This is a genomic window from Dactylosporangium sp. CA-233914 (assembly GCF_050942935.1).
Classification (GTDB): Bacteria; Actinomycetota; Actinomycetes; order Mycobacteriales; family Micromonosporaceae; genus Dactylosporangium.
Genome location: NZ_CP192030.1, coordinates 7,327,143 through 7,338,374 on the forward strand (window position 1 = coordinate 7,327,143; position 11,232 = coordinate 7,338,374).

The following is an 11,232-nucleotide window of genomic DNA, read 5'->3' on the forward strand; positions in this document are numbered from 1 at the left end:
CCGCTTGCGCCGGTTGCGGCGATTATTACCGGATTGGCGCCCGCCGATGGACGCGCGGGCAACATTGTCTGTCTGATCGATGGATACATGCCGGGTCTCACCCTCACGGCGGACGGGTACGCCGTGCTGTTCGTCGGGGACGGACGGCCGGACACGGCGGATCGCGACCACGTGGCCGATGGCGGCGCGGACGGAGGCTCGATAAACCAGACAGGTAAACATCTGAACCGATGCGACCGTGAGCGTGACATGCGTGACCTGCCGGGTGCCGCGATCGACGTGCTCCGTGCCGCCGCGGCCGTGCGCGACGCCGGCCGGCTGTGGGCCGTGTCCGCCACCGGTCTGCGGGCGGGTCCGCACCCCTGGTTCGACGAGCTCGTGCAGCTGGCCAGACACGCCATGGGGGTTCCGATCGTCCTGCTGGTGCTCGTCGAGCGCCACCGCGAGATCCTTCCCGGCTCGGTCGGCCTGCCGCAGCCGTGGCAACAGCGCCGGGAGACCCCGCTCACCCTCTCGATCGGCCAGTACGTCGTCGGGGCCGGCGCGATCCTGGCGATCGCCGACGTACGCCGCGACCCGGTGCTGCACACCAGCGATGCGATCCGCGACCTCGGGGTCACCGCGTACGCGGGCGCCCCGGTGCGCGGCCGCGACGGCCATGTCCTGGGCGCGGTGTGCGCCATCGACGCCGAGCCGCGCGCGTGGACCGAACCGGAACTGGCCGGCCTGGACCGTCTCGCCGCCCGCTGCGGCCGCAAGCTGCTGGAGCTCAGCGCCGCCGCCCCGCCGGCCGCCGATGCCCGTGCACCCGCCGCGGCGCTGCCGGGTGAGCGGCCGCCGCCCGGCCACGGCCGCATCCGCCCGCTGTGGACGCCGCGGGAGCTTCCGGCGGCGCTGACCCTGGACGGCCGGCCGCCCACGCGTGCCGGGTCCGCGGAGGTCGTCGTGACCGGCCGGTGGAGCGGCGAACCGGCAACGGCGATCATCCGTACCACCGACGAGCCGGCCGCCGTGCGCCGGTTCCGCCGCCGGGTCGAGGTCGCGCAGGCGTTCACCCGCACGCCGCCGTGGGTGACCGTCGAGGAGCACCGCTGGCACGACGAGCAGATGCTCGTCGTCAGCCGCCCGGTCGGCGAGCCGCTGCAGCACGGCACCGACTCCCCGCCCGCCATCGACGCCTCGGACTGGAGCGCGGCGCAGCGGCTGGGCGCGCTGCTGTCCGTCTGGCGGCCCAGCCCGGCCGAGGCCCGGCGGTGGAGCGTCGACTACGGCGCCTGGATCGCCCGCCACGCGCGCACCGGGCATCTCACGGCCGACGACGCCGACCGGCTCGACACGCTGCTGCGCGGCTGCGGCGCCGACCGTGCCTTCGCCCACGGCCACCTCACCCCGTCCGACGTCATCCGGCTGCCCTCCGGACGGCTCGCCCTGACCGGATTCGGCGACGCCGGGATGTACGTCGCCGGGATCGACCTGGCGACCCTCGCCCTCGCAGCCCCCGACGCACCGGCCCGCCTCGCCGTCTGCCGGCGCGCCGCCGAGGCCGACATCGTCGAGCCGTTCGCCGTCAACCTGCTGCTGTGCGCCGCCGACGTCGCGGCCCGCCCACCGGTGTCGAGGGAGCCGCGGCTGCTCGCCCGCCGCCACTCCGTTCTCCTCGGGGCCCGGCGCCTGTTCGCCCAGCTCGCCGCCTGACCCCGCCGGGGTGTCTAAGCCCGGCGGGGCGGGGAAGAGACGCGGCATGCACAGGTACGCGGCTTACGTGACCGAGTTCATCGGAGCGTTCTTCCTGATGCTCACCGTCGGCACGAGCGTGCTGTCCGGCTCCGCGCTCGCCCCGGTCGCGATCGGCGCCGTGCTCATGGTGATGGTCTACGCCGGGGCCCACGTGTCGGGTGGCCTCTACAACCCGTCCCTGACCCTTGCCGCGCTCGTGCGGCGCCGGCTGGGGCGGCCCGACGCCGTCGCCTACTGGGCGGCGCAGATCCTCGGCGGCATCATCGGGGCGGCGGTGGCGCTCTGGGCGGTGAACCCGGCCCGGACGCGAACGCTGAGCCCGCAGGGGCGCGCCCTCGCCGCGGCGCTGCTCGTCGAGCTGCTGTTCACCTTCGCCCTAGCCTACGTCATGCTCAACGTGGCCACCAGCCGGAGCAACCCGAACGCCTCGTTCTACGGGCTGGCGATCGGGTTCACCGTCGCCGCGGGCGGGATCGCGGTCGGGCGGATCTCCGGGGCGGCGTTCAACCCCGCCGTCACCCTCGGGCTCACGGCGATGGGGCTGCTGCCGTGGTACGTCACCCTGCTGTACCTCATCGTGCAGCTGCTCGCCGGGGCCGGGGCGGGCATGGCGTTCCTGGCGCTCAACCCCGACGAGGCGCTCGCCCGGCCCCGGCGGGAGAGCGTGAAGACCGCCGGGGCCGCGCCGTGACGCGGCCCGCGACATAGTGGCTCATCCGCGGTACCACTCGACGGTGCGCCGCACGCCCTCCTCCAGCGGGACGGTCGGCTGGTAGCCGGTCAGCGCCCGCAGCAGGGTCAGGTCGGGGCAGCGCCGGGTGACCGAACCGGGCGCGCCGGCGGCCGGCTCGATGTCGGCGTCGGAGCCGGTGAGGCGCAGGATCAGCTTGGCCAGGTCGGCGATGCCGGTCTCGGCGGTGTCGTCGCCGATGTGGACGATGCGGCCGGCCGCCCGCGGGCAGTCCATCAGGCGGACCGTCGCCTCGACGGCGTCGTCGACGTAACAGAAGGCCCGGGTCTGCTCGGCGCCGGGCACCCGGAACGGGCGCTCGCCGCGCAGCGCGCGCACCGTCATCTCCGGCACGGCGTGGTCGGTGCCCATCCGCGGCCCGTAGACGTTGTGGAACCGGCCCACGACGACCCGGAAGCCCTTCGCCCGGGCGCCGTGGATGAGGGCGGCCTCGCCGAGCAGCTTGCTCACCGCGTAGGCGTAGCGGGGCGCCGTGATGTCGCCGACGGTGACCGGGACGGACTCGCCGGTCGGCACCCGCGCGATCCCGGCGTCGAGGGCGCCGGCGTAGACCTCGCTGGTCGAGGCGAAGAAGACCCGCTCGCCGGGGACGAGCCAGTCAAGCAGGTGCAGCGCGGCGAGGCTGTTGACGCGTACCACCCGGGCCGGGTCGGCCTCGACGTTGCGCACGCCGACGACGGCGGCCAGCAGGTAGATCCGGTCCCATCCGTGCGGCAGCACCCGCCACGTCGCCGGGTCGGTGAGGTCGCCGTGCTGGACGCCGAGGCGCGGATCGCGGGCCAGCCCGGCGAGCTCGGCGTCGTTGCGGCCGCGGGAGAAGTCGTCCACGATGGACACCTCGTGACCGTCGTCGACCAGCCGGCGGGCCAGGTGCAGGCCGATGAAGCCCGCCCCGCCGAGCAGCAGCGTCTTCATACCGCCGCCCCCCGCGGGAGATATCCGATGCCGGCGTAGCGCACGCCGGCGGCGGTCAGCGCGTCCTCGTCGAGGATGCGCCACGAGTCGAAGACGACGGCCGGGCGGCCGGCGCCGAGCACGGCGCCCGGCAGGATCGCCCGGTAGTCGGGGTGGTCGTTGACGACGAGCACGGCGTCGGTGTCGCTGAAGGCCTTGTCGATGCTGACGGGCTCGCCGCCGTACTGCCGGACGACGGCGTCGGGCACCAGCGGGTCGTGGCCGAGCACGGTGAGCCCCGCCTCGGAGAAGACCGGCATCATCGCGGCGATCGGGGTGCCGCGCATGTCGTCGGTGGGCGGCCACCCCTGGTACGCCCAGCCGAGCACGGCCAGCCGCGCGCCCTGGGTCGCACCGCGCTCCTGGCGGATGAGCTCGACGACGGTACGGGCCACGTGGACCGGCAGGAACTCGTTGAGCCGCCGGGCCGGCTCGACCAGGAACGGCGGCCGGGCACCGGCGCCGCTGAGCATGATGTACGGGTCCTTGGACAGGCAGCCGCCGCCGACGTAACCGGGCCGGGCGAGGTCGGGGCGCGGATAGTCGACGTTGGCCGCGCGGATCACCTCGAGCGGGTCGAGGCGGTGCTGCTCGGCGATGAGCGCCACCTCGTTGCCGTAGGCGTGGATGAGGTCGGTGTGGCAGTTGTTCGCCAGCTTCGCCAGCTCGGCGGTCTCCAGGCCGGAGACGGGGACGAGCCGCTGGGCCAGCTCGCCGAACAGGTCGAGCCCGGCGGCCAGGCTCGGCTGGTCGAGGCCCCCGACGATCTGCGGCAGCTCGACGAGCTCGAGCAGCGCCTGGCCCCGGATCGTGCGCTCGGGCGCCATCACGAGCCGGACCTCGCCCCACGCCGAGCGCAGCGGCGGCAGGACAACCCGGCGGCTCGCGCCGACCGGCACGGTGCTGCGCACCACGACGAGGGTGCCGGGCGCGCACGCCTCGGCCACCTGCCGGGCCGCGGCGGCGAGGTTGGTCAGGTCGGGGCGGCGGGTGTGCTCGTCGACCGGCGTCGAGACGCAGATGACGGCCGCGTCGAGCACGCCGCGCGGCAACGCCGTGTCGATGTGCACCGTCCGGCCGCCGTACTCGGCCAGGGTCTCGGCGACGCCGGGCTCGTAGATGTGCGGCCGGCCGCGGTTGAGTGCGTCGACGACCGACGGCTGGACGTCCACGCCGTGGACGGTGAACCCCTTGCGGGCCAGGGCGGCGGTGAGCGTCAGGCCGACGTAGCCCATCCCGATCACGCCGATGCTGCGGGTCATGTGACGATCCTTCCGTTGATGTCGATGTGGTGAGACGGACGCCAGCGCGGCGGCGAGCGCGGTCGGCACCCGGGCCCGCGAGCCGATCACCGCTCGGCGTCCTCGAGCCCGGCCCAGATCGCCTTGACCGACTCCGCCAGCGTGTGGGTGGGCACCCAGCCGAGCACGGCCTCGGCCCGGCCGACGTCGGCCCGGATCCAGTCGACGCCGGCCGGGCGGGCCGGGCCGCGGCCCGGCTCGACGATCGCGCCGCCGTACCCGGCGGCGTCGGCGAGGCAGCGCACGGCGTCGCGGGCCGACACGGCCTGCCCGCTGCCGATGTTGACGACCCCGGCGCCCCGGCCCTCCGCGGTGACGGCGGCGAGAACGGCCGCGGCGACGTCGCGGACGTCGACGAAGTCGCGGTACGCGCCGAGCGGCCCGAGCAGTACTTCGCCCGCCGCGCCGGCCACCGCGTCGCGGATGAGCACCGCGGCCCGGCCCAGCAGGTTGTCGCGGTGCAGGCCCGCGCCGACCGGGTTGAACACCCGCAGGGTCACCCCGTCGACGTGGCCGGCCGCGGTGGCCAGCTGCAGCAGGCGGGTCGCGGCGAGATGGGTCGTGCCGTACTCGCCGACCGGCGCGCACGGGTGCTCCTCGCTGACGCCGGCGCCGCGGGCGACAGGGCCGTACTCCGCCGCCGAGCCGAGCCGGACCAGCCGCGCCCCCGGTGCCGCGGCCGTGACGGCCTCGACGAGCCGGGCGGTCGCCACCGTGTTGGCCTCGAGCAGGTCCAGGGCCGTGCCCGTGAGCCGTCCCGTGCAGTTGACGACCACGTCCGGGCGCGCCTGGCGCACCAGCGCCGTCAGGTTCGCGACGCCGTCGGTGACGAGGTCGTGGCGGGAGCGCGACGGGCAGGTGAGCGCGGCCACCCGCGGGTCGGCGGCCAGCGCCGTGCGCACGCCCGCGCCGAGGAATCCGGACGCGCCGAAGAGCAGGACCCGCAGCCGGTTCATGCCGCCGCTCCGCCCCGCGCGGGCAGCAGCGCCACCTCGAGCCCGCCGAAGCGCCGGGCGGCCTCGTCGTACTGCTCCGGCCGGCGCGACACGTAGACGCCCATCGAGACGCGGCGGCGGTACGCCGGCTTCTGGGTGCAGCCGAGGACGCCGAGGGACGCGGCGCAGAGGGTCCTGATCATTGCCATGGAAGCTCCGGTTCGGATCGGCCGTACGGCGAGACGGGCGCACGAGGCCACCGCCGGGAAGCGCGACGGCGCGCCGGCGGAGAACGTTGGTGGAACGAGCCGATGCTACGAGCAACCGGTCGGAGCGCGGGGCGTGCGAAGCATGACATCGCGGGTGGCCCTGCTGGCCGTCGGCCAGGGCTCCCACCCGGCGCCGGGCGCGCGGGCACCTGGCACGCTCAGAGCCGGGTGCGCAGGTCGGTGCAGGCCGCGGCCTCCTCGTAGTCCAGCTGCTGCAGCACGGCGCGCAGCACCTCGTCGTCGAGGCGGCCGCGGTTGCGCTCGCGGATCAGGGCCCGGCGCTGGTGGGCCAGGATCTGCTGGACGAGTTCGTGCGCGGGCTGCTCCGCGGCGGGCGCGGTCTCCTGCAGACCGGCGAGGCGGTGCGGGGCGGCGGTGAGCACGTGCGCGATCCGCCGCTCGATCAGCGCGAGCGTGGCCGCCTCGACAGCGTTGCCGGACGCGGCGGCGCGGGCGGTGACCTCGTGCGCGGCCTTACGCGCCACCCGCAGCGCCCGGGACAGGTCGGCATCGGCGCGGCGGCGTTCGGCGGCGTCGGAGACGCGCAGCGCCCGGACCAGCGGCCGCAGCGTGGCCCCCTGCAGCAGGATCGTGAGCACGGCGACCAGCAGCGCGATGGCCTGGATCAGGTTGCGGTCCGGCGTCGGTGCGCCGGCGATGGTGGTGGCGGGAACGGCGGCCGCGGCCGCGAGCGTCACCACGCCGCGCATGCCGGACCACGACACTACCGTGGCCGCCCGCCACGATATCCGCCGCGGTACGACGAGGAGCATGGGCGTGAAGACCCACAGCGGACGGGCCAGGACCACGACGAGCAGCACCACGCCGACGGCCAGGACCAGCATGGCCGGGCCGGCGCCCTCGCCGACCGCCGCGTCCAGGATGGTGCGGACCTGCAGGCCCATGTAGGCGAAGACGAACGCCTCCAGCAGCAGATCCGTGGTGCGCCACACCTGGCGGCTCTGCAGCCGGGTGGCGAAGGCCGCGTCGGCGTTGTGGTGGCCGATCCAGAACCCGGCGGCGACGACGGCCAGCACGCCCGAGGCGTGCGCCTGGTCCGCGGCGAGGTACGCGGCGAACGGCACGATCGCGCCCAGCACCGTCTCCAGCGCCGGGTCGTGCAGCCGCGGCCGGATCTGGTGCACGACCACCGCCGCGACGAGCCCCACGCCGATGCCGACCACCACGCTGTAGCAGGCCAGCAGCGCCGGCTGGGCGATGAACGGCCGGTAGCCGGCGTACGCGGCGACCGCCAGCTGGAACGCGACCAGCGCGACGGCGTCATTGACCAGGCTCTCCCCCGTCAGGATCGTCATCAGCCGGTTCGGTAACCCGACCCGGCGGCCCAGCGTCACCGCGGCGACCGCGTCGGACGGGGCCAGCACCGCGCCGAGGACGAACGCGCCCCCGGCGCTCAGCGACGGCACGATGCCCCAGGCCGCGAAGCCGACCGCGACCGCGGTGAACACGACCAGGCCCACCCCGAGCGAGAGGATCGGCCGCAGGTCGCGCCGGAAGCTCACGAACGACAGCTCCAGCGCCGCGGAGTACAGCAGCGGCGGCAGCACGACGGCCAGGATCAGCTGCGCGGGCAGCTCCATGCGCGGCAGCCCCGGAATGAACGACACGGCCGACGCGACCGCCACCACCACCAGCGGGCCCGGCCAGCCGCGCCGGTTGGCCAGCGCCGTGAGCGCCACGGCGCAGATGACGACCATCAGGAAACCGACGCCGTTCACACCGTCGGGCTACCCCGGTCGCCGCGGCGATATCACGCCGACCTCATCCTTCCGGCACGCCACCGGTGCCGGGCTCGGCCGGCCGCAGACCAGAAGACCGGGTGGCCGACGACCATGATGCGGGCCGAGAGCCAGCGGCTCTTGATGCGGCGGCCCCGCCGGCTGAGGGCCGGACCGGCGCTACAAGAAGCGGCAGTACAACGCGGCCGGGGCCCCGTTCGAGCCGATCCGGCGCGTGAAGGCGATGCCCGCCGCGTACTCACCCTCGCCGCACTGCCCCTTGTAGTGCCCGGTGGCGAAGTCACCGCCGGGCCCGCCGGGGCGCGTTGTCGCCCCGGTCGAACCACACCGTCCGGCCGCCCGGCGGGAGCGCGGCCGCCGCCGGGGCGCACAGGGCACTGGAGACCGTCGCGCCGCGCACGGCGTATCCGACGAGGAACGACCCGTCGGGGCACTGCAGCTTGGTGTATCCGCCCGCCCAGTCCGGGCTGACGTAGCGCTCGTCGGTGACGACCCGATGGGTGGCGCCGGCCGGCCACGACGGCATTGGCCCGGCGTCGGTGCACAGGCCGCGGTTGCCGTCGTGCGCGAGGCCGATCAGCCGCTGCCCGTCGGGGCAGGCGGCCTTGCGCGCGCCCGAGTCCCGGTCCGGCAGTGCCCGCATCCGCAGCGACTGTACGAAGTCGCCGTGGTCGGGGGCGAGCATCGACCAGCGCGGGACGGGGTCGACGACGCCGGTCCGGCCGGGCGCGTTCACGAGCCGGTGCCAGTCCGCGGCCCGCCAGTCGGCGCCGTCGTCGATGCCGAGCAGGTGCCCGGCCCGGTCCCAGCTCAGCAGCGCCCAGCCGTTGCCGGAGCCGTTGTCCTGCCAGCCGGCCAGCGGCCAGTACGCGAAGTCGGTGTCGTGCGCGACGAGGTAGTCGACGAAGTTCGCGAACCAGGCCCGGCCTTTGGTATCGGTGCCGAACCGGCCGATGCCGAACTCGCTGACCCACAGCGGGGCCGTGTAGTGCCGGGCGGCCTCGTCGGCGACGTAGAAGGCCTGCTGGTTGAGCGTCGCGAACAGCTCGTCGCGGCTCAGGTCGCGGTAGCGGGGGTCGCTGGTCTCGCCGATGCCGGTCGCGCCGCTGTGGTGCGGCCCGGTGTAGTCGTAGAAGTGGGCGGAGAGCACGAGCTTGCCGGAGCGCACCAGGGTCGGCGACAGGGTGCGGGCCGGTTCCAGGGTGGGCCGCCCGTGCGCGAACCCGTCGACGGGGATGCCGGTCCAGTTGATCCCCTCGACGATGACGAGCAGGTCGGGATTGGCCTCGGCGAGGATGCGGTCGCCGAGGCGCTGGGCCGCGGCGAGCCAGTCGTGACTGTCCCCCAGGCCCCAGTTCGGGTCGTCCCAGACGGAGCGGCGGACCTCGTTGTACAGGTCGGCGCCGACGACGCGGGGATTGTCGCGGTACCGCCGCACCATGAACAGCCAGTCGGACTGCCAGGTGTCCTCGGACTGGCTCGCGTTCCACCGCTCGTTGCCGTCGACGCCGCAGCACCAGCGGGTCGTGTTGGTGTGGTTGTTGAGGATCACCGCGAGCCCGGCGCCGGTGAGCGCGGCGACGGCGGCGTCGTACACCTGCAGCGGCGTCAGCCCGCGCAGCCCCGGGTTGGCGGCCACCGCCGCGTCGGTCACCGGGCGCTGGTCGTGCAGCATCTCGTTGGAGAACGGCAGCCGGACGCTGTTGATCCCGGTCGCGGCGAACTGGGCGACGATCCCCGGCAGCGGCACCCGGTCCAGCCCCAGCGGGACGCGCCCCGAGTTCTCCCCGGCGTGGTGGTTCGCGTCCGCCTCCGGGTCGCCGGAGCCGGTCCAGGTGCCGCTCGCGCCGTGCCAGTTGCCGGCCTTGAGCTTGAACCGGTGGCCGTCGGCGTCGACGATGTACCGCCCGCGCGTGCTCAGCGGCGGTGTCCACGAGTTCTGCGCGGCGACGGGCGCACCGAAACCGACGAGCGGCGCGAGGCTCGCCACGAGCGCCCCGACCACCAGGACCCGCAAGGCCGACTGCATATCGATGATCGTAGCTGAAATTGCCGCCTACGCGAACGGCCGCCGGGCGGATCGGCTCAGCAGCCAGATGCCCAGCGCCACCTCGAACAGGCCGCCCGGGATCGACAGGGCCAGCCCGGCGTGGACGCCGAAGAGCTCGGCGACGGTACCGCAGGCGAAGAGCACGTAGCCGGCGGCGCCCCACCAGGCCAGGTAACGCGGAATCAGGCGGTGGCGCAGCAGCAGCGCGCACAGGGCGACGCCGGCCACGCCGAGCAGCAGTTCCCCGATCTGGTACACCAGGTTGTTGGCGTCGAGCGCCAGCTCCCCGAACATCGGGTCGGCGCCGCGGTCGTGCAGCGGGACGACCATCAGCAGGAAGAACACGCCGAGGCCGAGCAGGACCGCCTGGGCGCTCATCATCGTCAGGTACGCCAGGGCCGTGCGGCGGCCGCGCCGGTCGAGGATCGGGAAGAACAGCACGCCCTTGCCGATGTCGATGAACACGTTGAGCAGCATGAGGAAGGCGCCGACCGTGAGCGTCGTGCGGTGCGCGCCGACGGACGGCAGGAAGCCGGGCTCGCCGACGACCGAGGTCACCAGCGCGAACCCGGTGCCGTAGCAGAGGAACCCGGCCAGGAACAGCCCGCCGAGCACGCGCGGGGCGGCCGTGCGCCCGCGCTCGTCGAGCTCCGGGCGGGACGGGGCGGAGACGGTCATGACGAACACTCCTCCTGAGCGATGTAACCGTACTAAGTACGGTGACGGTACCGTACTTAGTACGATCGGCAACAGCCCCGAGGAGCCACGAATGTCGAGACGGATCCACGACGGACCCCCGCTGAGCCGGGATCGGGTGCTGCGCTGCGCGGTCGAGCTCGCCGACTCGGGCGGCATCGCGGCGCTGACGATCCGATCGCTGGCCGACCGGCTCGGCGTCAAGCCGATGTCCGTGTACCACCACGTCGCCGGCAAGGACGAGATCCTCGACGGCATCGTCGACGAGGTGTTCGCCGAGATCGAGCTGCCCGCGCCGGGCGGGGACTGGCGGGCACAGCTGCGCCGCCGGGCCGAGTCGGCGCGCCGGGTGCTGCGCCGGCACTCGTGGGCGATCGGGCTGATGGAGTCGCGGTCCGCGCCGGGCCCGGCGACCCTGCGCCACCACGACGCGGTCCTGGGCTGCCTGCGTGCGGCCGGCTTCTCGGTCGAGCTGACCGCGCACGCGTACGCGCTGCTGGACAGCTACATCTACGGCTTCGCGGTCCAGGAGGCGGCGCTGCCCTTCGACGACGGCGGGCAGAGCGCCGGCAATGTGGCCGAGGCCATCATGGAGCACTTCCCGCCGGGCGCCTACCCGCACCTGGTCGAGATGGCCACCGAGCACATCACGAAGCCCGGCTACGACTTCGGCGACCAGTTCGCCTTCGGCCTGGAGCTGATCCTCGACGGCCTGGCGAGCCGCCTGTGACGAGACCTCGCAGATCACCCGCGACCGGGCCGGACTCACCTGCGCCGGC

10 protein-coding genes are annotated in these 11,232 nt (G+C 74.5%); 3 read left to right on the forward strand and 7 right to left on the reverse strand.

Annotated features, from left to right (window positions below; translation table 11 throughout):
* Positions 1–249: 249 nt before the first annotated feature.
* Together ACQPY0_RS32875 and ACQPY0_RS32880 are read left to right on the forward strand one after the other, a co-directional pair.
* Positions 250–1,695 (forward strand): GAF domain-containing protein, encoded by a 1,446-nt coding sequence (locus ACQPY0_RS32875; protein WP_432969226.1) that lies wholly within the window; start codon positions 250–252, stop codon positions 1,693–1,695.
* A gap of 46 nt (positions 1,696–1,741) precedes the next feature.
* On the forward strand, positions 1,742–2,428 hold the full coding sequence (locus ACQPY0_RS32880; protein ID WP_432969229.1) for an aquaporin: 687 nt from the start codon (positions 1,742–1,744) through the stop codon (positions 2,426–2,428).
* Positions 2,429–2,449: 21 nt separating this feature from the next.
* On the opposite strand, the gene ACQPY0_RS32885 is transcribed toward ACQPY0_RS32880, so the two are convergent.
* The 7 genes from ACQPY0_RS32885 to ACQPY0_RS32915 all read right to left on the reverse strand — a co-directional run bounded on the left by ACQPY0_RS32885 (position 2,450) and on the right by ACQPY0_RS32915 (position 10,435).
* The gene (locus ACQPY0_RS32885) at positions 2,450–3,403 is read right to left on the reverse strand and encodes an NAD-dependent epimerase/dehydratase family protein (protein ID WP_432969232.1); all 954 of its coding nucleotides are present in this window, start codon (positions 3,401–3,403) and stop codon (positions 2,450–2,452) included.
* Positions 3,400–4,704, reverse strand: a complete 1,305-nt coding sequence (locus ACQPY0_RS32890; RefSeq protein WP_432969235.1) for a nucleotide sugar dehydrogenase — start codon at positions 4,702–4,704, stop codon at positions 3,400–3,402. The genes ACQPY0_RS32885 and ACQPY0_RS32890 overlap by 4 nt, the downstream gene beginning before the upstream one ends.
* A gap of 86 nt (positions 4,705–4,790) precedes the next feature.
* Positions 4,791–5,699: an NAD-dependent epimerase/dehydratase family protein gene (locus tag ACQPY0_RS32895; protein WP_432969238.1), complete on the reverse strand. Its 909-nt coding sequence runs from the start codon at positions 5,697–5,699 to the stop codon at positions 4,791–4,793.
* Positions 5,696–5,887 (reverse strand): hypothetical protein, encoded by a 192-nt coding sequence (locus ACQPY0_RS32900; RefSeq protein WP_432969241.1) that lies wholly within the window; start codon positions 5,885–5,887, stop codon positions 5,696–5,698. Before ACQPY0_RS32900 ends, ACQPY0_RS32895 begins: the two co-directional genes overlap by 4 nt.
* A gap of 218 nt (positions 5,888–6,105) precedes the next feature.
* Positions 6,106–7,686, reverse strand: coding sequence for a Na+/H+ antiporter (locus ACQPY0_RS32905; protein WP_432969244.1), 1,581 nt, complete (start codon positions 7,684–7,686; stop codon positions 6,106–6,108).
* A 301-nt stretch (positions 7,687–7,987) separates the two neighbouring features.
* The gene (locus tag ACQPY0_RS32910) at positions 7,988–9,736 is read right to left on the reverse strand and encodes a glycoside hydrolase family 5 protein (protein ID WP_432969247.1); all 1,749 of its coding nucleotides are present in this window, start codon (positions 9,734–9,736) and stop codon (positions 7,988–7,990) included.
* 27 nt (positions 9,737–9,763) lie between these two features.
* Positions 9,764–10,435 (reverse strand): DUF4386 domain-containing protein, encoded by a 672-nt coding sequence (locus tag ACQPY0_RS32915; RefSeq protein ID WP_432969250.1) that lies wholly within the window; start codon positions 10,433–10,435, stop codon positions 9,764–9,766.
* Between the two features lie 91 nt (positions 10,436–10,526).
* Here ACQPY0_RS32915 and ACQPY0_RS32920 point away from each other — a divergent pair, with 91 nt between their 5' ends.
* Positions 10,527–11,183, forward strand: coding sequence for a TetR/AcrR family transcriptional regulator (locus ACQPY0_RS32920; RefSeq protein WP_432969253.1), 657 nt, complete (start codon positions 10,527–10,529; stop codon positions 11,181–11,183).
* Positions 11,184–11,232: the final 49 nt, after the last annotated feature.

Excerpts from the sequence above, each read along its gene's own strand:
- ACQPY0_RS32875 (WP_432969226.1), top strand. The coding sequence starts at position 250 with ATGCGTGACCTGCCGGGTGCCGCGATCGACGTGCTCCGTGCCGCCGCG.
- ACQPY0_RS32880 (WP_432969229.1), top strand. The coding sequence starts at position 1,742 with ATGCACAGGTACGCGGCTTACGTGACCGAGTTCATCGGAGCGTTCTTC.
- ACQPY0_RS32885 (WP_432969232.1), bottom strand. The coding sequence starts at position 3,403 with ATGAAGACGCTGCTGCTCGGCGGGGCGGGCTTCATCGGCCTGCACCTG.
- ACQPY0_RS32890 (WP_432969235.1), bottom strand. The coding sequence starts at position 4,704 with ATGACCCGCAGCATCGGCGTGATCGGGATGGGCTACGTCGGCCTGACG.
- ACQPY0_RS32895 (WP_432969238.1), bottom strand. The coding sequence starts at position 5,699 with ATGAACCGGCTGCGGGTCCTGCTCTTCGGCGCGTCCGGATTCCTCGGC.
- ACQPY0_RS32900 (WP_432969241.1), bottom strand. The coding sequence starts at position 5,887 with ATGGCAATGATCAGGACCCTCTGCGCCGCGTCCCTCGGCGTCCTCGGC.
- ACQPY0_RS32910 (WP_432969247.1), bottom strand. The coding sequence starts at position 9,736 with ATGCAGTCGGCCTTGCGGGTCCTGGTGGTCGGGGCGCTCGTGGCGAGC.
- ACQPY0_RS32915 (WP_432969250.1), bottom strand. The coding sequence starts at position 10,435 with ATGACCGTCTCCGCCCCGTCCCGCCCGGAGCTCGACGAGCGCGGGCGC.
- ACQPY0_RS32920 (WP_432969253.1), top strand. The coding sequence starts at position 10,527 with ATGTCGAGACGGATCCACGACGGACCCCCGCTGAGCCGGGATCGGGTG.